Source organism: Streptomyces sp. NPDC006691 (genome assembly GCF_042869955.1).
GTDB lineage: Bacteria > Actinomycetota > Actinomycetes > Streptomycetales > Streptomycetaceae > Streptomyces.
Window position 1 is genome coordinate 89,599 of sequence record NZ_JBIAGW010000002.1, and the last position, 20,720, is coordinate 110,318.

Annotated in this window: 19 protein-coding genes; 10 read left to right on the forward strand and 9 right to left on the reverse strand. The window is 69.6% G+C overall.

Annotated elements, in window-relative coordinates:
• The first annotated feature begins 293 nt into the window (after window positions 1–293).
• The 5 genes from kdpF to ACFYNP_RS03955 all read left to right on the forward strand — a co-directional run bounded on the left by kdpF (window position 294) and on the right by ACFYNP_RS03955 (window position 5,675).
• The gene (kdpF, locus tag ACFYNP_RS03935) at window positions 294–383 is read left to right on the forward strand and encodes a K(+)-transporting ATPase subunit F (RefSeq protein WP_063801986.1); all 90 of its coding nucleotides are present in this window, start codon (window positions 294–296) and stop codon (window positions 381–383) included.
• Between the two features lie 8 nt (window positions 384–391).
• Complete coding sequence (gene kdpA, locus ACFYNP_RS03940; RefSeq protein ID WP_388782366.1) at window positions 392–2,056, forward strand: potassium-transporting ATPase subunit KdpA; 1,665 nt, start codon at window positions 392–394, stop codon at window positions 2,054–2,056.
• Window positions 2,057–2,160: 104 nt separating this feature from the next.
• Window positions 2,161–4,257, forward strand: coding sequence for a potassium-transporting ATPase subunit KdpB (kdpB, locus tag ACFYNP_RS03945; RefSeq protein ID WP_388405155.1), 2,097 nt, complete (start codon window positions 2,161–2,163; stop codon window positions 4,255–4,257).
• 25 nt (window positions 4,258–4,282) lie between these two features.
• Window positions 4,283–4,957, forward strand: coding sequence for a potassium-transporting ATPase subunit C (locus tag ACFYNP_RS03950; protein WP_388403464.1), 675 nt, complete (start codon window positions 4,283–4,285; stop codon window positions 4,955–4,957).
• A gap of 34 nt (window positions 4,958–4,991) precedes the next feature.
• Complete coding sequence (locus tag ACFYNP_RS03955) at window positions 4,992–5,675, forward strand: response regulator (protein WP_388403467.1); 684 nt, start codon at window positions 4,992–4,994, stop codon at window positions 5,673–5,675.
• Window positions 5,676–5,936: 261 nt separating this feature from the next.
• Here the strand turns inward: ACFYNP_RS03955 and ACFYNP_RS03960 are convergent, their stop codons facing one another.
• Window positions 5,937–6,122, reverse strand: a complete 186-nt coding sequence (locus ACFYNP_RS03960; protein ID WP_388782368.1) for a hypothetical protein — start codon at window positions 6,120–6,122, stop codon at window positions 5,937–5,939.
• Window positions 6,123–6,687: 565 nt separating this feature from the next.
• Between ACFYNP_RS03960 and ACFYNP_RS03965 the strand changes: the two genes are divergently transcribed.
• On the forward strand, window positions 6,688–8,583 hold the full coding sequence (locus tag ACFYNP_RS03965) for a helix-turn-helix domain-containing protein (RefSeq protein ID WP_388782371.1): 1,896 nt from the start codon (window positions 6,688–6,690) through the stop codon (window positions 8,581–8,583).
• A gap of 1,015 nt (window positions 8,584–9,598) precedes the next feature.
• On the opposite strand, the gene ACFYNP_RS03970 is transcribed toward ACFYNP_RS03965, so the two are convergent.
• Window positions 9,599–11,131, reverse strand: a complete 1,533-nt coding sequence (locus ACFYNP_RS03970; protein WP_388782374.1) for an amino acid permease — start codon at window positions 11,129–11,131, stop codon at window positions 9,599–9,601.
• Between the two features lie 23 nt (window positions 11,132–11,154).
• A complete protein-coding gene (locus ACFYNP_RS03975) occupies window positions 11,155–12,264 on the reverse strand; it encodes a hypothetical protein (protein WP_388403478.1) in 1,110 nt (369 codons plus the stop codon).
• Between the two features lie 516 nt (window positions 12,265–12,780).
• Here ACFYNP_RS03975 and ACFYNP_RS03980 point away from each other — a divergent pair.
• Window positions 12,781–13,467: a DUF4232 domain-containing protein gene (locus tag ACFYNP_RS03980; RefSeq protein ID WP_388782377.1), complete on the forward strand. Its 687-nt coding sequence runs from the start codon at window positions 12,781–12,783 to the stop codon at window positions 13,465–13,467.
• Window positions 13,468–13,637: 170 nt separating this feature from the next.
• Here the strand turns inward: ACFYNP_RS03980 and ACFYNP_RS03985 are convergent, their stop codons facing one another.
• Complete coding sequence (locus ACFYNP_RS03985) at window positions 13,638–14,828, reverse strand: cytochrome P450 (RefSeq protein WP_388782380.1); 1,191 nt, start codon at window positions 14,826–14,828, stop codon at window positions 13,638–13,640.
• 314 nt (window positions 14,829–15,142) lie between these two features.
• Window positions 15,143–16,006: a uracil-DNA glycosylase gene (locus ACFYNP_RS03990; protein WP_388782382.1), complete on the reverse strand. Its 864-nt coding sequence runs from the start codon at window positions 16,004–16,006 to the stop codon at window positions 15,143–15,145.
• Window positions 16,007–16,241: 235 nt separating this feature from the next.
• On the opposite strand from ACFYNP_RS03990, the gene ACFYNP_RS03995 reads away from it, so the two are divergent.
• Complete coding sequence (locus ACFYNP_RS03995; RefSeq protein WP_388782385.1) at window positions 16,242–16,658, forward strand: hypothetical protein; 417 nt, start codon at window positions 16,242–16,244, stop codon at window positions 16,656–16,658.
• A 195-nt stretch (window positions 16,659–16,853) separates the two neighbouring features.
• On the opposite strand, the gene ACFYNP_RS04000 is transcribed toward ACFYNP_RS03995, so the two are convergent.
• Together ACFYNP_RS04000 and ACFYNP_RS04005 are read right to left on the reverse strand one after the other, a co-directional pair.
• Window positions 16,854–17,003 (reverse strand): hypothetical protein, encoded by a 150-nt coding sequence (locus tag ACFYNP_RS04000; protein ID WP_388782388.1) that lies wholly within the window; start codon window positions 17,001–17,003, stop codon window positions 16,854–16,856.
• Window positions 17,004–17,290: 287 nt separating this feature from the next.
• On the reverse strand, window positions 17,291–17,767 hold the full coding sequence (locus tag ACFYNP_RS04005) for an ATP-binding protein (protein ID WP_388403494.1): 477 nt from the start codon (window positions 17,765–17,767) through the stop codon (window positions 17,291–17,293).
• 175 nt (window positions 17,768–17,942) lie between these two features.
• On the opposite strand from ACFYNP_RS04005, the gene ACFYNP_RS04010 reads away from it, so the two are divergent.
• Window positions 17,943–18,263, forward strand: a complete 321-nt coding sequence (locus tag ACFYNP_RS04010; protein ID WP_388782392.1) for an STAS domain-containing protein — start codon at window positions 17,943–17,945, stop codon at window positions 18,261–18,263.
• A gap of 271 nt (window positions 18,264–18,534) precedes the next feature.
• Here the strand turns inward: ACFYNP_RS04010 and ACFYNP_RS04015 are convergent, their stop codons facing one another.
• Together ACFYNP_RS04015 and ACFYNP_RS04020 are read right to left on the reverse strand one after the other, a co-directional pair.
• On the reverse strand, window positions 18,535–18,756 hold the full coding sequence (locus ACFYNP_RS04015; RefSeq protein ID WP_388403499.1) for a DUF6207 family protein: 222 nt from the start codon (window positions 18,754–18,756) through the stop codon (window positions 18,535–18,537).
• A gap of 114 nt (window positions 18,757–18,870) precedes the next feature.
• Window positions 18,871–19,284, reverse strand: a complete 414-nt coding sequence (locus ACFYNP_RS04020) for a VOC family protein (RefSeq protein ID WP_388782395.1) — start codon at window positions 19,282–19,284, stop codon at window positions 18,871–18,873.
• A gap of 54 nt (window positions 19,285–19,338) precedes the next feature.
• Between ACFYNP_RS04020 and ACFYNP_RS04025 the strand changes: the two genes are divergently transcribed.
• Window positions 19,339–19,953 (forward strand): TetR/AcrR family transcriptional regulator, encoded by a 615-nt coding sequence (locus ACFYNP_RS04025; RefSeq protein ID WP_388782398.1) that lies wholly within the window; start codon window positions 19,339–19,341, stop codon window positions 19,951–19,953.
• The last annotated feature ends 767 nt before the right edge of the window (window positions 19,954–20,720 follow it).

The following is a 20,720-nucleotide window of genomic DNA, read 5'->3' on the forward strand; positions in this document are numbered from 1 at the left end:
TCTCAGGCCCAGGCCCCAGCCCCAGCCCGCCCGGGCACTCCCCACCCGCACCGCGCGCCCTCACCGGAGGCGGCCCCGCGTATGGGACCCGTCAAGGAGTCACCGCGGGCCGTAAGAGGGACGTCAACGGGGGCTGAATGTGCCTGATGAGGAGGTTTCCTCGGGGTGTCCGTTCGTTTCGAGCCTCTCTGAGGCCTCTCTGAGGAGTCCACGATGGCCGATCTGGCCTTCGTCGTCACCACGCTCGCGGTCTTCGCGCTGGTGGCGCTCATCGCCAAGGGGGTGGCAAAGCTGTGACTGCCGAGAACATCGTCGGCCTGATCGTGGCCGTCGCCCTGCTGGGTTATCTCGTCCTCGCCCTTGTGTACCCGGAGAGGTTCTGAGTCCCACCATGTCTCCTGTCGTAGCCGGCGTGCTCCAATTCGCCGCCCTGGCCGTGGCGTTGGGCCTGGCCTACCGTCCCCTCGGCGACTACATGGCCCGGGTGTACTCCTCCGACAAGCACCTGCGCGTCGAGAAGTGGATCTACAAGGCCATCGGCGCCAACCCCACCACCGAGATGCGCTGGCCCGCCTATCTGCGCGGGGTCCTCGCGTTCTCCCTGGTGAGCGTCCTCTTCCTGTATCTGATGCAGCGCCTTCAGGGCTCGCTGCCCGGCTCGCTCGGCTTCGTCTCCATCCCCGCCGACCAGGCTTTCAACACGGCCGCCTCCTTCGTGGCCAACACGAACTGGCAGTCGTACTCCGGCGAGCAGACCATGGGCCACGTCGTGCAGACCGGTGGCCTCGCCGTGCAGAACTTCGTGTCGGCGGCCGTCGGCATCGCCGTCGCCGTCGCGCTGGTACGCGGCTTCGCCCGGTCCCGTACCGGTGAACTGGGCAATTTCTGGGCCGACTTGGTGCGCGGCACCGTCCGCATCCTGCTGCCCGTCTCGGTGATCGGCGCGATCGTCCTGGTCGCCTGCGGTGCCATCCAGAACTTCTCGGGCATCCACGAGGTGGGCCAGTTCATGGGCGGCTCGCAGCAGTGGAACGGGGGAGCGGTCGCCTCGCAGGAGGCCATCAAGGAGCTGGGCACCAACGGCGGCGGCTACTTCAACGCCAACTCCGCCCACCCCTTCGAGAACCCCAACGGCTTCACCAACCTCTTCGAGGTCTTCCTCATCCTGGTGATCCCGTTCGCGCTGACCCGTACGTTCGGCAGGATGGTCGGCTCGGTCAAGCAGGGCTACGCGATCCTCGCCACCATGGTGACGATCTGGGTCGGTTTCACCGCGCTGATGATGTGGACCGAGTTCCACCACGGCGGCCCCGCGTTCGACCTGGCGGGCGGCGCCATGGAGGGCAAGGAGAACCGGTTCGGGATCGGCGGCTCCTCCATCTTCGCGGTGGCCACCACCCTCACCTCGACGGGCGCGGTGGACGCGTTCCACTCCTCCCTCACCGGCTTCGGCGGCGGCATCACCATGCTCGGCATGCAGCTCGGTGAGATCGCGCCCGGCGGCACCGGATCCGGCCTCTACGGCATGCTGATCATGGCGATCATCGCGGTGTTCATCGCGGGCCTGATGGTGGGGCGCACCCCCGAGTACCTGGGCAAGAAGATCGGCACCCGCGAGATCAAGTTCGCGGCCTGCTACATCCTCGTCACCCCCGCCCTGGTCCTCATCTTCACGGCGATCGCGATGGCCATGCCGTCCACGCTGACCTCGATGACCAACACCGGCGCGCACGGCTTCTCCGAGGTCCTGTACGCCTACACCTCGGGCGCCAACAACAACGGCTCGGCCTTCGCCGGACTCAACGCGAACACGCCGTGGTTCAACACCAGCATCGGACTCGCCATGCTGCTCGGCCGCTTCGTCCCCATGGTGTTCGTGCTCGCGCTCGCCGGCTCGCTCGCCGAGCAGACGCCGATCCCCGAGACGGCCGGCACCCTGCGCACCAACAAGCCTCTGTTCACCGGCCTGTTGGTCGGCACCGTGATGATCGTCGCGGGTCTGACCTACTTCCCGGCACTGGCCCTCGGCCCCCTCGCGGAAGGCCTGGCGTCATGACCACCGGTACGAAGAACACGAAGAACACGAAGAACACGAAGAACACGCAGACGTCGCAGGAGCCCGGCTCCTTCGGCACGAAGAAGCACGAGGAGCCCGGCTCCATGTCCACCGCGACACCCACCCGCGCACCCCACGACGACCTTCCCGGCGGGCACAGGCCCGAGGCCGGACGGGTCGGGGGCGGCATGTTCGACCCGAAGCAGCTGGTCAAGTCCTTCCCCGACGCGGTGAAGAAGCTCGACCCGCGTGTGATGGTCAAGTCCCCGGTCATGTTCGTGGTGGAGATCGGATCCGTGCTCACCACGGTCCTCGCCGTCAAGAATCCGGGCGACTGGTTCGGCTGGGCGATCGCCGCCTGGCTGTGGCTGACCACCATCTTCGCCAACCTGGCGGAGGCCGTCGCCGAGGGCCGCGGCAAGGCGCAGGCGGACACCCTGCGCAAGGCGAAGACGGACACCGTCGCCCGCCGTCTGAACGGTGGTTCGGAGGAACGGGTCCCCGGCACCGAGCTGAGGATCGGCGACCTGGTGGTGTGCGAGGCGGGCGACATCATCCCCGGCGACGGTGATGTGGTCGAGGGCGTCGCGAGCGTCGACGAGTCGGCGATCACGGGTGAGTCCGCGCCCGTCATCCGCGAGTCCGGGGGCGACCGGTCCGCGGTGACCGGCGGCACCAAGGTGCTCTCGGACCGGGTCGTCATCAAGATCACGACGAAGCCGGGCGAGACGTTCATCGACCGGATGATCAATCTGGTCGAGGGCGCGGCACGGCAGAAGACCCCCAATGAGATCGCTCTCAACATCCTGCTGGCCTCCCTCACGATCGTCTTCCTGCTCGCGGTCGTCACCCTCCAGCCGTTCGCGATGTACGCGAAGGCCGAGCAGTCCATGATCGTGCTGGCCGCGCTCCTGGTCTGCCTGATCCCCACCACCATCGGCGCGCTGCTGTCCGCGATCGGCATCGCGGGCATGGACCGCCTGGTGCAGCGCAACGTACTGGCCATGTCCGGCAGGGCGGTCGAAGCGGCCGGCGATGTGTCGACGCTGCTGCTCGACAAGACCGGCACCATCACCCTGGGCAACCGGCAGGCATCCGAGTTCGTGCCGGTCAGGGGCACCACCGAGGCCGAGGTCGCGGACGCCGCGCAGCTCTCCTCCCTCTCGGACGAGACTCCGGAGGGCCGCTCGATCGTGGTGCTCGCGAAGGAGAAGTACGGCCTGCGCGAACGCCACCAGGGCGAGCTGACCGGCGCGGAATGGGTGGCCTTCACCGCCCAGACCCGGATGTCGGGCGTGGACGTCGACGGGCGCAAGGTCCGCAAGGGAGCGGCCGGTTCGGTGGTCGCATGGGTCGAGGAGCAGGGCGGCAGTGTCGCAGAGGACGCCCGGGCGCTCACCGACCGGATTTCCGAGGCTGGTGGCACGCCGCTGCTCGTGGCTGTGGAAGACGCTGACGGCGCGCGGGTCCTGGGTGTCATCCACCTCAAGGACGTCGTCAAGGAGGGCATGAGGGAGCGGTTCGACGAACTGCGCCGCATGGGCATCAAGACGGTCATGATCACGGGCGACAACCCGCTGACCGCGAAGGCGATCGCCGAAGAGGCGGGCGTGGACGACTTCCTCGCGGAGGCCACTCCCGAGGACAAGATGGCGCTCATCAAGCGGGAGCAGGCCGGCGGCAAGCTGGTCGCGATGACCGGCGACGGCACCAACGACGCCCCGGCGCTCGCGCAGGCGGACGTCGGCGTGGCGATGAACACCGGCACGTCGGCCGCGAAGGAGGCCGGCAACATGGTCGACCTCGACTCCAATCCGACCAAGCTCATCGAGATCGTCGAGATCGGCAAGCAACTCCTCATCACCCGCGGGGCGTTGACGACCTTCTCGATCGCCAACGACGTGGCGAAGTACTTCGCGATCATCCCCGCGATGTTCGCGGTGGTCTACCCGGGCCTCGACAAGCTCAACATCATGAGCCTGCACAGCCCCGAGTCCGCGATCCTCGCCGCGGTGATCTTCAACGCGCTGATCATCATCGCCCTCGTGCCGCTGGCCCTGAAGGGCGTGCGCTACAAGCCGACCAGTGCCGACCGGATGCTCCGGCGCAACCTCGGGATCTACGGCCTCGGCGGCCTGATCGCCCCCTTCATCGGCATCAAGATCATCGACCTGCTCATCTCCCTCATCCCCGGGCTGTAACTTCTCGAAAGCGTGCTGACCCATCATGAACAACTCCCTTGGAAACACAGCACGGTTGCTCGGCGCCGGCTTGCGCGCCCTGCTGATCCTGACCGTCGTCTGCGGAGTGATCTATCCGCTCGTGGTGACCGGGATCGCGCAGGCGGCCTTCAGTAACAAGGCCAACGGGTCCGAGATCAAGTCCGGTGGCCAGGTGGTCGGTTCCGCGCTCATAGGGCAGCGGTACGACCTCCCGAAGAAGGATCCGGACAACGCCGACGAGGCCGCGCTGCCGGACCTGAAGTGGTTCCAGCCGCGCCCCTCCAACGGGCTCGGCAGCAACAGCATCAACACGCAGTACCAGCTGCTCGTCTCCGGCGCGACCAACCTGTCGGGCGACAACGAGAAGCTGATCCAGCAGGTCAAGGACGCCAAGGAAGCCGTCGTCAAGGACAACTCCGTGCCCGGCTACCGGGTGGACCCGGCCGACGTCCCCGCCGACGCGGTCACCTCATCCGGATCCGGCCTCGACCCGCAGATCTCCCCGGCGTACGCCGAGCTCCAGGTCCACCGGGTCGCCGAGAAGAACCACCTCGACGTCGGAAAGGTCGAGAAACTGGTCGCCGACCACACCGACGGCCGCGTCCTCGGCTTCATGGGTGAACCCGGCGTCAACGTCCTCAAGCTCAACATCGCGCTCAGGGAACTCATCCAGAAGTGAGCGTCTTACGTCACTCAGGAAAGGCGGCACGCCGATGACCCGGGTGCTGGTGGTGGAGGACGAACCACAGCTCGTACGGGCTCTGGAGATCAACCTCAAGGCACGCAAGTACGAGGTCGACGCGGCGCAGGACGGTGCCGCCGCCCTCCAACTCGCCGCTGTACGGCCCCCGGACGCGGTCCTGCTCGACCTCGGGCTGCCCGACATGGACGGCATCGAGGTGCTGAAGCGGCTGCGGATCTGGTGCCGCGCCCCGATCCTGGTGGTCTCGGCGCGCACCACGTCCGACGAGAAGGTCGAGGCCCTCGACTCGGGCGCCGACGACTACATCACCAAGCCGTTCAGCATGGACGAACTGCTGGCCCGCCTGCGGGTGGCGACCCGCAGGATGGCCCCCGCGGTCAAGAGCGCGGACGGCGGAGTCGTCACCACCCCGGCGTTCACGCTCGACCTCCTCGCGAAGAAGGCGCGGCGCGACGGCCACGACGTGCGGCTCACCCCGACGGAATGGCACCTCCTGGAGGTCCTGATCCGCAACCGCGGCACCCTGGTCACCCAGCGCCGCCTCCTCCAGGAGGTGTGGGGTCCCACCTACCGCACCCAGAGCAACTACCTCCGGGTGTACATGGCCCAACTCCGCCGCAAACTCGAATCCGACCCCGCGCATCCGCGCTACCTGATCACAGCGCCGGGGATGGGCTACCGGTTCGAGGCGTGAGCGGGGGTGCGCCGTGAGGTGTCAACCGCGCCCGGAACCTCTCCAAGTCACCTGTGTACAGGGCAGTTTGACGAGCCGTCGACGCGGTCGTGGGGCAGCCGCCGCCAACGCGGCCGGCTCGCACCGACACCGCGCACGATTGTGCCGGCGGGACGGCCTCGGTGACAGCGGGACGTGAGGAGTGGGCCGGGGACCGGCCGTTCTCCCGAGCATGCTCGACGAGCCGGGCACTGAGCCGCCGCATCGCCCTCGGCGCCGTGCTTACGGGCCGTCCTCGTCGTCGAGTCGTAACAGGGCCTGAAGCGTCGCGGTCAGCACGTTCCAGCGTTCCTGCGGCAGGCCGTGCGCCTGGTGCAGAGCGATGCCCCGGACGTCGCCGCAGCCGGACAGGGCCGCCTCCAGCGGGGTGACGGCGCGTACGGTCCCGTCCGGCCCGGACCGCAGCACGGAGGACGGGCAGCAGCGCCCGGCTCAGTTGAAAGTTCCGGGGGTACGCGGACGGCCGGGCTGGTGTCGAGCATGCTACGGGCGGTATCAGGCGAAACAACGATCGTTCATCGCCAAGTTGCCGGCCGCCACGGTATTCACCGCTGCTTATCGGCCGTGACCTCCAACTCCGGGTGGACGGGAAGGAGGGCGCAATGCGGGATGAACGTGCCGGTATTCAGGGCTCCGGCTTCCCGGGTGACCCGTCTCCGCCCCCTTTCAATGATCGTTCGTCTGCTGAAAACGATCGTTGACACCAGGGAGGGGCCATAGCACGATCGTGGCCAAGGTGGCCGTCGCCGGGACGAGTTCCTCCGCTTCGAAAGCAGAGCACGTCGCCGGCCGGGCAAGTCAGCTGATTTCCCACGGCATTGGAGTCTCGTACATGCCCGCGGCAGCCCTGCCCGATGTACCCGGACCGACCGAGAAGGGCCGAGCCCGGCGTACGGGGCACCCGTAACGGCCTTTGCGGCTTGTGCCGATGCGGGAGCGCGGCCGGGGGGTTGGGACGGACGGGGGAACGAAGATGTCAACGCTGCGCCATTTGGTGGAACTGCCCCACCTCGCAATGGACTTCGCCGATCCGGCGAATCGACTGGCCCACGGCGACCGCGGCGTCGTGGGGGTGCACTTCACCGCCCGGCTTCCCGCCGGCGACGGGACGGACCTCGCCGACTGTCTGGTGATCACGCCGGCGGAGCCGATGCGGGACCTGACCATGGCGCGTGCCGACCGGTTGCTGCGCGGGCTGAAGGAGCAGCGGGCCGCAGGTCTGGCCATGGCGGTCCAGGGCGATTCGGGGTCCGACGTACCGGTCGCCGTCCGGCAGGCGGCACGGCGCCTCGCGCTGCCCCTGCTGGTGACCGGTGCGGGCGCCGCCGAGTGGCCCGTCGTGGACCGGGACCTGGCCCGCAGCTGGCAGAGGCAGGCGAAGCGGCGGGTGGACCGCATTTCCGGCTTCCTCGGCCGGCTCCCGGGCCGCCTCGGGCAGCCGGGTGTCCAGTGCCGTCTGGTGGCCGGCCTGGCCGACGCCCTGGGCGCGTATGCCCTGTTCATGGAGGCGGAGGCCGGGGAGGGGGGCCGGGGCAGGTGGTCGGAGAGTCCGGGTGAGGTGCCGAGCGCCTACCGGTACACGGCCCGGGAGGCCGCCCGAAGCGGGGACACGGCCCGCGGGGCGCACCTGCGCAACGGCCTCCACGTGATGCGGGTCCCGGTCGGGCGAGAGGCCTCTGCCGGGGCGCTGGTGGTGGTGGCCGGTACCTCGTTCGACGAGGCGTCGAGGATGTTGGTGGAGCACACCGCCAAACTGCTGGCCCTGGTGCCCGACGCGCAGCAGGCGCAGCGGATCGGCGACAGCGCCCGCGAGGTGCGGCTGGGCGTGTTCCACATGCTGATGGGTGGTCAGGTCGCTCTGGCGCAACGCGTGTTGGAGGGCTTGGCCCCCGGCATGTTGCAGACCGAGAAGGCCCGCGTCTACGTCATCTCGGGCCCGCCGACGGAGCGCGACCGGACCGCGTCCCTGCTGGAGTCGGCCCTGGAGGACCGGGCCCTGCTGGTGCGGTGTCCGGCGCGCGACGACGACATCATCGTCGTCGATCCCCTGCACGACCCCGAGCAGGCGCCCGACGGCGTGGCGCAGATCCTGCGGGACCGGGTGGCGGCGCTGCCGGACCTCGCCATGGGCGGCAGCCGCCCGCATCCGCTCGCCGAGGTGGCGGAAGGCTACGGCGAGGCGTCGAACGCCTTGACCGCCGTACGGCACGGCTTCGAACGGGTCGGCATGTTCGACGGTTCACCGCAGCTCGCGCCCCTGCTGGGCGAGGGCGCGCACCGCTGGGCGGAGCGGGTGCTGGGGCCGCTGCTGGACATCCCGTACGCCACCAGGGACGAGCTGATCACCACGGTCCGTATGACCCTGGAGTTCTCCCACACCGAGGCCGCCCGCATCCTGGGCGCCCACCGCAATACCGTGGCGGCGCGCGCCGCACGCGTCGCCGAGATTCTCGGTCGCGGCCCGGAGCCCCTCGACCTCAAGGACGTACGGGTCAGGGCGGTTCTCCAGCTGGCCCTGTCCCTGCTCCACTCCTGGAACCCCGCGCCCGTGCCGCCGCTCCCCGGGGACTCGCTCGCCGCGATCCTGCGCTGCCCGGCGGCCCACGCCTGGGCCCGGAGCCTGCTCAAGCCCCTCCACGACGACCCTCGCGGTCTGGTGGACACGGTTCGCGTCTGGGTGGAGTGCAACCTCAACGTCGACGAGACGGCGGCCGTTCTCGGTGTCGCCCCGATGACCGTACGCAAACGCCTCCGCCGGGCCGAGACGTTGGTCCAGCGCGATCTCACCCGGGGCCTGGCGGGTGCGCACGCCGTCGTCCTCGCCCTGGCCATCGCCACCGGGACTCCGGAACTCCCGCCCCTGTGCTAGCGGAGGTATCGGTTGTCGGCGCGGCCGTCGGTGGGGGTCCGCGCCCGCTGTTTCACCAGCCGGAACAAAGATCGACCGGCTGTGCAGGATTCACCTCACCCCCCTGCCGGACTGTGCACCCATGTAGTGCCCCATGTGCCTCGGCGCGGCCTAGCGTCAAGGAAGATCGAGTGCGGGGCATCGGCAACTCCGTTCAGCCGCAAGGGGGTTCGACCCCGGCGCGGAGTTCTTCGCCCCTGTGCATTCGTCCACTTGCATTCGGCCACATCCGCAGGAGGGGAGCATTCATGGGAGATTTTCGGGGGAAAACGCCATGTGTATCAGCCGGGAGCCGTCGTGACGGCTCATCGGATCTCGTCAGGATCACCTTTCTGGGCACGAGTGCCGGCACGAATGCCGGCCCGGGACCGAGCGCAGGCACAGGCGCAGGTGCGGGTATGGGCGCGGGCGTGGGTACGGGCATGAGCCGCCGCCGTCCAGGAGTTCCACGCTCAGGGGAGCGGTACCAGGTGCCGGCGGCCCGGGAATTACCGGCAACCGCCGCGGCCCCGGCACGACGGAGTGCCGCGCACTGCGCTCCACCGGACCTGCCGAGCCATTTGCTGCCCATCGTCGACGCCCTGTTGTCCGGGCAGACGGATGAAACGGCCAGCCGAAGGCTCGGCATCTCGCCGCGCACCTACAGTCGCCGTGTCGCGGATCTGCTGGAGCACCTGGACGTCAGTACCAGGTTCCAGGGCGGTGCGGAGCTGATACGCCGAAGCCAATCGGCCGCTTCGTAAAGGAGTCTGACGGTCAGTCGACTACGGCGAGCACGGCATGCCGGTCCCTGCGGCAGGCCGCTCGCGGCGGGCGGCCGTCCCGGGCGGTGGTGCGCGGCGAACGCCCCTGTCAGGAGCGTGCGCCGGGCGCGGTTCCAGCCGGCTCCGGTCCGCCGGGGGCGGGCCCCCGGCTGGAGCCCCGGGGGATGGACGCCGAGCGGTCCGGCCGGGCGGTCCAAGGGGCGGGGCGGACATCAGACGACCCCGTCCTGGATCTTGGCCATCTCGGTGTCGGCGGCCACGGCCGGCACCTCGTAGTCACGCCCGGCGATCCGCCACCACACGGTGGCCAGCGCGAGCACGGCGACCAGGGCGATCGGGGCGTAGTTGAAGGTGTCCACGGAGACCCACGCGCCCGTGTCGGGCCGGGTCTGGGGCAGGCAGAACAGGATCGTCACGAAGGCGACCCAGGTCACCGCGACCACACCGATCGGGACACCCCAGCGGCCCAGGTTCCACGGGCCGGGGGAGAAGTGGCCGCGGTTGCGGATGCGCAGGTAGATGGGGATCGCGTAGGCGGGTGTGATCCCGATGACGTTGATCGCGACGACCGCGTTGTACGCGGTGGGACTGTAGAGCGACGGCAGCGCGAGCAGGGCGGCGACCGTGACCGACAGCCACACCGCGGCCCGGGGGGTGCCGGTGCCCGGGTCGACCTTGCGCCACAGGTGCGATCCGGGCAGCGCGCCGTCACGGGAGAACGCGAACACCATCCGCGAGCAGGCGGCGACCTCGGCGTTGCCGCAGAAGAGCTGGGCGACGATCACGACCAGGAGCAGCGACTTGGCGCCCGCCGGACCCAGGGCGTCGAGGAAGATCTGGGCCGGCGGGACCCCCGTCGAGGTGCCCTGCACGCCCGCGTAGTCGCGGATCGCGAAGGTCAGACCGATCAGCAGCACGAAGCCCGCGGCCCACGACCAGGTGATGGCGCGCATGATGCCGCGCGGTGCCGAGACGGAGGCGTTGGTGGTCTCCTCCGACAGGTGGGCGGAGGCGTCGTAGCCGCTGAACGTGTACTGCGCGAGCAGCAGCCCGATCAGTACCACGTACCAGTCGGCGGACCAGCCGGTGTCGTTGACGAACGTCGTGAACACGAAGTGGGCGGACTGGTGGTGGGACGGCACGACGCTCAGGGCGGTGACGATGACGGCCACACCCGCGAGGTGCCACCACACCGAGACCGAGTTCAGCACGGAGACCAGGCGGACGCCGAACAGGTTCAGGACGGCGTGCAGGGCCAGGATCACGAGGAAGATCACGATGGTCTTCTGCGGGGTGGGCGTGAACCCGAACTGAAGGTTCAAGAACGCCCCGGTGAAGGCGGCGGCACCGTAGTCGATGCCCGCGATGGCACCGAGCAGCCCCAGGAGGTTGAGCCAGCCGGTGTACCAGCCGGCCTTCTTGCCGCCGAGCTTGTCCGCCATGAAGTACAGCGCGCCGGAGGTCGGGTAGGAACTGGTGACCTCGGCGAGGCCGGCACCGACGAACAGCACCATGAACCCGACGATCACCCAGCCCCACAGCATCACCGAGGGGCCGCCGGTCGCCAGGCCGAATCCGTACATGGTCATGCAGCCGGACAGGACGGAGATGACGGAGAAGGAGATCGCGGCGTTCCCGAAGCCGCTCATCCGGCGGGTCAGGACCGGTTTGTACCCGAGGTCGCGCAGCCGGTCGTCGTCGCGCTGCGGTCCTCGTAGCGGTCGGTTGGCAAAGGACACGGACATTCCTCCTGAGGAGAGTCGGGGAGTCAGGCGGGACGTGGACGGGCCCGGTGGGCGGCGCCGCCCACCGGGCGGGAGCGGGCGGGGCTGAGGCATTCGGAGCGCGCCCGTACGAACTCGCGGACGGCGAGTCCCGCGTTGGTGGGGTCCTCGGTGACGAACGCCCAGGGCAACCGGGTCGCGTACTGGCCCAGGGCACGGAACACCTGTGCCGCCTCCGTGTACTGACGGCCCGCCCACAGCGCGTGCGCCAGGTAGTTGAGATCACCGACCGAGGTGACCGGTCCGGTGTGGGGCCAGCCCTGGAAGGCACGCTGAACGTCCCAGATCACGGGTTCCCTGGCCCACTGGCCGTGCGACAAGGGATCCGCGGTGCCGTCTTCGCGGTGCCGGCGGTAGTTCTCCACCCACGCGTACAGCGGAAGGAGGCGGAGCGGGGAGTCCTCCGGCGCCCAGGAGGTGACCCACTGGGCGAACCCGAGGGCGTCCGCGTTGGTGGTGTGGGGGCAGGCGTAGAGGAACTGGTGCATCCGGTGGTAGGCCTCACGGTTGCCCCAGTCCCGCTCGTGCACCGCGCGCAGCAGACCCCAGGGACCCGCCGGCAGCATCGGTTCCCACGGGGCGCGCCAGTTCCACGGGTATTCCAGATGGACGTCCACCTGGGCGAGGGCCAAGAGGGCGACCCAGGGAACCGGATCGGTGGGAGACGATCCCTTGATGGCCAAGTCGCATGCGTGCTGGGCCTGTTGGGCCAGTTCCGCCGCTCCCGCATGGTTGCCGCGGTGAGCCTGGAGGCTCCGCTCGACCGAGACCCGGGCCTGCATCACCAGGGCGTCCGCGCTGTGGGGCTCCTCGGCGAGCCACGCCTCCATGACATCGGAGCGGGCCGCCGCGGCGGCCAGGACCTGCGTGCGCGACGTCCGCACCGCCCAGTCGTCTCCGGTATGGGCGAGCAGTTCCCTCGTCGCCCGCCAGCGCCGCGCCTGTACGTCCTCAAGCGCGCTGCGCAACTCCGAGTCGAATCCGGCGGGATGGTAGATCGGCGTGAACTCGCGCAGATTCCCGGAGTCGCGCCGCATCAGGCGGTCCAGCCGCGCCGGGTCCGCGACACCCACGTCCCAACGGGCAACGTGCACAGGGTGGTTGACCCTCTGGTTGCGGCGGGGCGGGCAGTGGGTCGAGGAGTGCGGGGACCGTACGGCACCGGCGGCACGCCAGTCATGGGATTCCTTGGGTGAGGTGAGCGGGCAAATGGCCGGGTGGGGAATTTCGATCACCCGGCTGAATCGATGGGCTTCGCGAATCGGCGGAAGGCGGTGACGGTCATCGCCGTCGGACGGTGGAATGCGGTGTGCATGTCCGAGCCCGGGGATTCCCGTGCGATCCGTGATCGACGGAACTCGACACTAATGAGCGGACGGTCCGGGCGGGAGCCCAAGGCGAGAACTGGACAGCGTGTCCACACGCCCCGCGTCCCGGTCGAGAGGCGGTGCACGACACCGCTCAAGTAACCGACCTGTCAAGGGACTTGACCGCGCATGAGTGATGGCGCCTGTGACAGAACGAAGACGTGGTGGGGGACTGCCCGTAACTCGATGCGGGATACAAATGAAATCCGACCGCACACACCGCGCTACTCCTGGGGGAACCCCATGAAGCACACCCGCATCACCGCTCTCACCGCCATCGGTGTTGCCGCCACCCTCTCGCTCACCGCGTGCAACGGTGACGACGGCTCGGCACAGGACCCGGCCACCAAGGCCCCGTCGTCCGCGTCGGGTTCGTCCTCGGGTTCGTCCACGGGCGGTGGCTCGGCCTCGCAGGGCAGTTCCGGCTCCACCGGCTCGAACAGCGGCACCGCGACGTCGAGCGGCGGCGGAGGCTCCAAGGCATCGGCCGGGAGCGGCAACGGCGGGGCGTCGGGCAGCGGCAAGATCGCGTTCTGCAAGACGCAGGACCTGGCCATCGACGCCAGGAACGCCGCCCCCGACAAGTCCACCGGCACGATCGACATCGTCATGATGAACCGGGGATCGACCACCTGCTCGGCGACCGGCTTCGCGGGCGTGGACATCAAGGACGCCGACCACACCTCGAACCCCATCGAGCGCGGCCACGCCGAGCCGCGCATAACCACCCTGAAGCCCGGCGCTGCCGCGATCTTCAACCTCTCCTATGTCATCGACAACAGCGGCAAGAGCCTCGCGCACCCGACCAACATTCTGGTGACGCCCCCGAACGAGACCCACACCGTGACGCTGAACTGGCCGTCGGGCGCGGGCAGCATCAAGGGCGCCTACACCGACGTGCAGGTCTACCCCACCCACACCGCCGAGTAGTCGGTGGTGTCCGTGGCGGACCCCGGCGCGCGTGCCGCCGTCCCGCGGGGAGCGACGGCCGGAGCGCCAGGTGGGCGGCGACGGTCAGTGCGGGCGACGGCCGGGGCCCGGGGGGTCGCGACGGCCGGTGGGGGGAGGCCGGTGGGGGTAGGCCGGTGGGGGTCGGCCGGTCAGGCGAGGGCGAGGGGCAGCGCGGTCAGGCCGCGGGTGAGACGGGTCCGGCGCCATACCAGGGACTCCGCGGGAACGGCCAGCCGCGTGCCGGGGAAGCGGGTCACCAGGGCGCGCAGAGCGGTCTCCGCCTCCGCCCGGGCCAGCGGAGCACCCGGACAGCGGTGGATGCCGTGGCCGAAGGCGAGGTGGCCGCGCGCGTCGCGGTCGAGGTCGAGACGGCCCGGATCGGGGAACGCCGCCGGGTCGCGGTTCGCGGCCCCGGGCGCGATGAGCACCGGGAAGCCGGCCGGGATGTCGACCCCGCCGACGCGCAGGTCCTCCGTGCTGTGACGGAACGTGGCCACGCTCACCGGGGAGTCGAAGCGGAGCAGTTCGTCCAGGGCGCCGGGGATCAGATCCGGGTCCCGGCGGAGGCGGTCGAACGCCTCCGGGTGCCGGAGCAGGGCCAGGACGGCGTTGCCGATGAAGTGGGTGGTGGTCTCGTGCCCGGCGACCAGGAGCAGGACCGCGAGGGAGACGATCTCGTCCCGGTCGAGCCCGCCCGCGTCGCAGTCGCGCAGAAGTGAGTGGAGCGGGCCGTCGCCGGGGGTGGCGCGGGCCGTGTCGACGAGGTGGGTCAGATGGTCGCCGATCCGGTGCGACGCGGCGTCGACGCGTTCGGTGTCGGTCGCGTCGAAGAGGTCGTGCGACCAGCCGGCCAGCGTGCCGCGGTCGGATTCCGGGACGCCCAACAGCTCGCAGACGACGGTGACCGGCAGCGGCACCGCCAGCTCGGCCACCAGGTCGACTTCCGTACCCGGCCGCCAGGCGCTCATGAGACCGTCGACGACCCGGGTGATGTAGGGACGCAGTTCCCGGACGCGTCCGGCGGTGAACAGGGGCGTCGCCACCCGCCGGTGGCGGGTGTGCGCGGGAGGGTCGCTCGCCAGCATGTTGCGGGAGATCGCCGGATGCAGGTCCCGGTCGGAGGGCCGGTCGGCGAAGAAGCGGGCGGTGTCCTTGGACAGGCGGGGATCGGTGAACGCCTCACGTGCCTCGGGGTGACCGGTGATCAGATACGCCTCGTCGCCGCCGGACCTGGTGGGGATCCGCTGGACGGGACAGCCTTCGCGCAGCCGGTCGTAGGTGGGGTAGGGGTCGGTGAAGAAGCGAGGGTCGCGCAAGGGGTCCTGCCTCGGAGCGGTCACGGGACCACCTCCACGATCTCGGGGGTTGGGGGTTGGGGGTTGGGGGCTGGGGACGGGGGACGGGTATGGGTACGGGGTGCCGGGAGCTGGGTACTGGGTGGCGGGGATTGTGGTGGCGCCCCTCCCCGATGGCCCGGTGTGTCCGTGTGTGTGCGCCCCCATGCTGACATGATCGCGACTCCGTCTCCGGGCCGGGCTTGCCGGGGGAGAGCTCGGCCAACGCCCCGACGCCCTGACGCCCCGACGCGCGATGCCGATCACGTTCTGGACGGGGTGGATGCGGTGGATGCGGTGCGGAGCAGCGCCGTGAGCGGTCAGGCCTGTGCCGAACTCCCGCCGGTGTCAGGCACGTTGCCGTCATGAGTCCTCAACCCGGCGTAATCGGCAGCCTGTTGCAGGAGTTTTCTCAGCATGGGGGCAGTGAGGCGTCCGGTGAACGTATTGCGCTGGCTGGGGTGGTAGCAGCCGAGCAGACGGAGTTCGCCGTCCGTGGCCCGGGCGTCGTCGGCCTCGCTCCGGACTGCTTTCGCCGACTCCGCACGTCGTAGCGTCACCACGGCGCCGTGCGTGAACCGCGGTCGCGGGCGCGGTAGTTGCCAGCCCGCGTCGGCGAGGACCGGTAGGAGCGCCTGCCAGCCGAAGGCCCCCAGAACGACGATGGCGCGAGGGTTGAGCAGCGTGATCTCGGTGGTCAACCACGCTCGGCACGTGTCCCGCTCGGCGGGTGTCGGCTTGTTCGCGGGAGGCGCGCAGTGGACGGGGGAGGTCACCCGCACCCCGTACAGCTCAAGGCCGTCGTCGGCCGCGGTGGCGGTGGGCCGGGAGGCGAGGCCGACCGCGTGCAGGGCCGAGAAGAGGAAGTCCCCCGATGCGTCGCCGGTGAACATACGGCCCGTCCGGTTGCCGCCGTGAGCGGCCGGCGCAAGCCCGACCACCGCCAGTGGGGCATCGTGCGGCCCGAACCCCGGCACCGGCCTGCCCCAGTACTCCCAGTCCCGGAAGGCCGCCCGCTTCGTCGCGGCGACTTCCTCACGCCAGGCGACCAGTCGAGGACAGGCCCTGCACTCGATCAACTGCCCGTCCAGCTCACCGAGCCCCCCGCAGCGCGCCGCGTGGAACGCGGGGAAGTCGCGGTCGCGGGCGGAGGGGTGCGAACCGTTGACACCGACCTCATCCATGGGGCCACGCTACCGGCGCCCCTGCCGAGGGACCCGGCAACGGCCCGGCCGGGCACCTGACCCGCGAAGTCGGCCAACGCCCGGTCGGCCCGGTCACGGCCTTCGGGGCGTTGGCCGGCCGGGCCGCGGACTGCTGCCAACACCCAAACGGGGAAAGGGGGTTGAGATACGGTGAGATACCTGTTGGGCCGGGAGAGCGCACGCCTCCCCATGGATCGGAACCTCGGGGGCTTCGATGGATCCCTATCTGCTCACACTGGCCGGAACCGCCAGCACGTCCTTGGTGACGCTGCTCGTGGGCGAGGGATGGCAGCAGACACGGGACGGAGTGGTGACCGTCTGGCGCCGCTTCCGTCCGCAGGCCGCCGAAGAGGTCGAGCGGGAGCTCGACGCGTCACGGGCCACCGCGCTCGGCGCCGCCGACGGCTCCGACCCGGCCGGACGGCTGGAGGGCCAGTGGATCGGGCGGTTCGCCGCGCTGCTGGCCGAGCACCCGGAGGCCGCCGACGACCTCCGGGACCTGGTGGAGCTGTGGCAGCGGCGGACGCCCGACGGGCAGCGGATCGACGGAGGGGTGCGCCTGGAGGCGCGAGCTCAAGACAAGGCCCGCGTCTACCAGGCGGCCAGGGATCAGCACATCAACGAACGATGAGTGACTGGGGCAACCGGTAACACGACGGACGCGTACGCCCCGAAGCCACGGCCGCATCTCGGACAACGCGTAGCTGTGCCAGTCCGGTGCCATCTTCGCCCCGCTGGCCACAGGACCTGTTGCTCCGTTGGGCCCCTAATCGTTGATGTCGGCTCGGGCGGTCATCCGGGGCGTCACGCAGTCCTGCGCAGCGCCTCAGCCGACTGCCGCCTCGAAGGCCATCTCGCCGTTGCCCAGCGTGATGTCGTTGCCGGTCCGCGAAGGGGTCATGGTGGCGGGGACGCCCCACCGCAGGAAGGCGCTCTTCTCCCACCGGGTCGTGTTCGTGTTGGTGCACGTGACCACTTGAATACGCTCCCCGCTGTCGGCCGTCTCGGCACGACAGCCCAGCCCGGTCGTCCAGGACAGCTACCTGCGCCTCGTAGCGGGCGCCGCCCCCGGCAAGTTCAGCCTCCAGGACTCCACCTGGCACTGACCGGCCCGAACGGGAGCGCAGCACCCCCGACAGGCAGTCCCGGCGTCGGTCGGCATGCGCCGCACTGTCTGACCAGGCCGGGGCGTAGCCGGGCGAACGGGAGCTGAGACGCCTCGGTGCCCGCGGTAACCTCGAATCCGCATGCTGCGCGTGGCGGTTACAGGGCCTGGCGGCCGGCGGGGTCTCCGCCGGGGTCGTCGGCGAGCATGACGGATACGGTGATGCGCTTGCCGACCGGCTCTCGCTGAATGGTGAAGGTGTGGCTGAGAGCCATCACGATCTCCAGTCCGTGCTGCCCGATGCGGGCCGGGTCGGCGGGCAGTACCAGCGGCAGCGTGGTGCTGCTGTCCCACACCGCTATCTGGACGGCTCCGTCCTGGACTTGCAGTGTCAGCAGGCAGGGTCCGGGTGCGTATTTGCGGGCGTTGGTCACCAGCTCGCTCACCGCGAGCTGGACCATGCCCATCGCCCGCGCCGACACCGGCAGGCCGTGCTCGGCCTGCACCGTAGTGAGGAAATCGCGGGCCAGATCACGGGCCTCGGCGATCTCCTCACTGCCCTCGAACGCGGCGGAGACAGCGAGCACACGGTCCGCGAGCGACTCGTGTCCCTCGTCCTGCCCAGGCAGGTCCATATATCCGCCTTCTGCCCGACGCGCTGATGCGCCCCACCCCTCTTACCCCAAAACATAAGCACACCCCTCCCGACGCGTCTCCTCCTGGTCGTGGAGCTGTGGCGAGCCCGTCGCGGAGTCCGGACATCCAGGGGGCGGGTGGACGCAGTACTCAGCGGCCCGCGATAGTTGTCGGATGGCAAGCGACGAGCTAGACCCCCGAGCCGAACCTGCGACGTGCGACGAACGAGTGCTGCGGTGGTCGGGTGAGCTCGACATGGCGACGTCTGAAGCCCTGTACATGCAGGCGGTCGCAGCGCCGCCCGGCGAACGCCTGGTCCTGGACCTCACCCAGGTCACCTTCATGGACTCGATGGGACTCAACGCCCTGCTGCGCATCGGTCAGGAGCGGCAGCTGGCCATCGTCGGCCCGCTCCAGGACCAGGTGCGGCACGTCCTTGAGATCACCCAGGCCGACACCGTACTCATGTTCTTTCACCCCTCCGCGGAGGGGTGAAAGAACATGAGTACGGTCGAGCAGCGGCACCTGAAACGGTTCTGATCCCGTGAAACGGTTCTGATCCCGCTGCTTGTGGATCCCCCGTCGCAGGTGAGCGGCGCTCGCCGCGTGCCTGACCGCCGCCTTCGCCTTTCCGGATCGACGTCGACAGCCAGGGCTGGTTCGACCACACCCGAAGCCGGCGGATCGCTTACGCAACGGGCTGGGCACCTACTTGTGCAGTCACATTCGGCGCATCCAGCGGGTTGTCTACGGAGCAGTGGGTTGTCTACGGATCCTCGCGTCCTGGGCGCAGGATGTCAGCGTAGATCCGGGCTTTGACTCCGGGTTCGCCGGGATCCTGGGGAACAGGGACGATGCCGGAGGTCGCCCAGCGCTCTGACAGGGCGACGAGGACGGCTCGAACTGTGTCCTCGTCTTTGCCGGTGATGTCAAGGACCACCAGGCCAGGCTCTTTGATGTGCTGTTCGTCGATCGGGTTCACGCTCATGTCGACGCCGGTGCGCGGGGCATAGTTCGCCGGCGGAGAAGGCTTCACCCGCAGGTGCGACGCTCACCCCACTGCTTGAGCACCACCACGCCGCGCCGGCCCGACCCGCACCACTCAGGTCGTCTCGATCAGCTCCAGCAGATTGCCCTCCGGGTCGGCGACATACGCGTAGCGCATGCCTTCACTGGCGCCGGGCGCGGGTCGGGAGACCGCAGCAGCCCCGCAGTCCCGCGTCAGCCGGGCGAACGCGTCGTCGAGATACGGGACTTGAAGCGCAAGGTGAGTGAAGGTCTGCACGGCGGTGGCAGCAAAAGCATCAGTGTGCGAGACGGGGCGCGAACCGGACCGTTCGACGAACTCCACCCGCAGGCCCGCCGCGTCACTCACCACGACGGTACGGACTCCCGCTTCCGGTAGCTCCAGGCGCTCTTCCACCTGCGTGAGACCGAACGCATCGGCGTACCAGGCTTCCTGCGCGGCAAGGTCCGCAACCGAGAGGCTGATGTGGTGAATGCGAGCGACGGACATGACCACTCCTTGGTTAATGGTATTTACCTGGTAATCGATGTTAACCTATGGGACGTGACCCCTCCAACCAAACGACGCCCCGTCGGTCACCATCACGGCGACCTGCGCAACTCCCTCCTGAGGGCGTCCCTGGAGCTGGTCGGCGAGCGCGGTCCGCACGGCTTCACCCTGGCCGAGGCGAGCCGTCGGGCCGGGGTGAGCGTCGCGGCGCCGTACAAGCACTTCGCCGACCGGGACGCACTACTGGCGGAACTGGCCACACAGGGGTACCGCGAACAGCACCATCGCTTCGCCACGGCCATCAATGCCAGTGACGACCCCGCCGAACAACTGGCGTCCTTCGCGGCGGCATACGTCAGATTCGCCGCAGAGGAACCCGCTCTGTTCGACGTCACCTTCAACGCGGGACTCGACAAATCCAGGCACGCCGAACTGGCCTCAGCAGGCGACCGAGTAGCCGGCCTCCTGCTGCCGGTAGCCCGACAACTCGCCCCAGCCCCGGACGCCGCATTCGACCTGCTGCTCCGGATCGCGGCCGCCGCACACGGCCTGGCCGTGTTCCTGCGGCAAGGATTGTTCGGCATGGCCGGCGCGGCTCTCTCGGACACCGAGGAAAGGGCCGCCCGCACAGTTCGGGCGATCGCGACAGGGGACGGCGCAAGATCGTGATCGCCAAAGCCCGTGCCCGGACTCACAGTTGTAGGCCAGGAAGGGCCACGTTCGGGAGATCGATCCACTAGGACGCGGAGTGGGGCAAAGGCTGAAGCCGCACGTCACCCCATCTCCGCACAAGCCGACCAGCGGGATCCCGCAGTCCCGCCCAGGGGCGCCGCCACCGCTCGGCGTGCGCTGCCCGGCCGCGCCGACGGCCCGCACGGCGGGCAGGGCGAGTAGGGAGGCCCGGGTGCCGGCTGCCCGCGAGTCCGCGCCGGTACCGGCCGGGCGCCCCAGCCCGAGAGACCGGTGCGCCGCAAGGTCCTACACGTCACCGATGTGGCTGGGCCCGGTCGGCCCTGGCGCCGGGGCGTCGTCATCCTGCACGGTTCCCCGGCCCTTCAGCCCCAGGAGTGCTCTTCTGATCCACCACTGGCCGCACCCCCGTCTAGCCGATTGTCCGTCATCGGATTCCAGTCACTGCGATCAACCGGTGCGGGCTGGGAAAGTACTGACGGGCCTGTGCCCTCCATCCGCTCACGCCGCCCCTTGATGCCACCTCTTCGATCGGGGTGACACCGCGGCAAATGGGATGAACGCGGACGGCGCTGAACTCGCCGTTCCGGAGCCTCCACCGGCTCCCCGGCGAACTGGCCTTGGTGTGCTTCGAGTTCGGTGAGTCGGTACTCGATTCCTGGTGACACGCCGGGGTGCCTCTGCCGGTCGACCAGCCCGTTGAACCGCCGCCGCCGCAGAGTCTCGGTGAGGACCGGTCGGCCCGC

Bases quoted from the DNA above. Each gene is read 5' to 3' on its own strand.
- kdpA (WP_388782366.1), top strand. From the start codon at position 392: ATGTCTCCTGTCGTAGCCGGCGTGCTCCAATTCGCCGCCCTGGCCGTG.
- kdpB (WP_388405155.1), top strand. From the start codon at position 2,161: ATGTCCACCGCGACACCCACCCGCGCACCCCACGACGACCTTCCCGGC.
- ACFYNP_RS03950 (WP_388403464.1), top strand. From the start codon at position 4,283: ATGAACAACTCCCTTGGAAACACAGCACGGTTGCTCGGCGCCGGCTTG.
- ACFYNP_RS03955 (WP_388403467.1), top strand. From the start codon at position 4,992: ATGACCCGGGTGCTGGTGGTGGAGGACGAACCACAGCTCGTACGGGCT.
- ACFYNP_RS03965 (WP_388782371.1), top strand. From the start codon at position 6,688: ATGTCAACGCTGCGCCATTTGGTGGAACTGCCCCACCTCGCAATGGAC.
- ACFYNP_RS03970 (WP_388782374.1), bottom strand. From the start codon at position 11,131: ATGTCCGTGTCCTTTGCCAACCGACCGCTACGAGGACCGCAGCGCGAC.
- ACFYNP_RS03980 (WP_388782377.1), top strand. From the start codon at position 12,781: ATGAAGCACACCCGCATCACCGCTCTCACCGCCATCGGTGTTGCCGCC.
- ACFYNP_RS03990 (WP_388782382.1), bottom strand. From the start codon at position 16,006: ATGGATGAGGTCGGTGTCAACGGTTCGCACCCCTCCGCCCGCGACCGC.
- ACFYNP_RS03995 (WP_388782385.1), top strand. From the start codon at position 16,242: ATGGATCCCTATCTGCTCACACTGGCCGGAACCGCCAGCACGTCCTTG.
- ACFYNP_RS04005 (WP_388403494.1), bottom strand. From the start codon at position 17,767: ATGGACCTGCCTGGGCAGGACGAGGGACACGAGTCGCTCGCGGACCGT.
- ACFYNP_RS04010 (WP_388782392.1), top strand. From the start codon at position 17,943: ATGGCAAGCGACGAGCTAGACCCCCGAGCCGAACCTGCGACGTGCGAC.
- ACFYNP_RS04015 (WP_388403499.1), bottom strand. From the start codon at position 18,756: ATGAGCGTGAACCCGATCGACGAACAGCACATCAAAGAGCCTGGCCTG.
- ACFYNP_RS04020 (WP_388782395.1), bottom strand. From the start codon at position 19,284: ATGTCCGTCGCTCGCATTCACCACATCAGCCTCTCGGTTGCGGACCTT.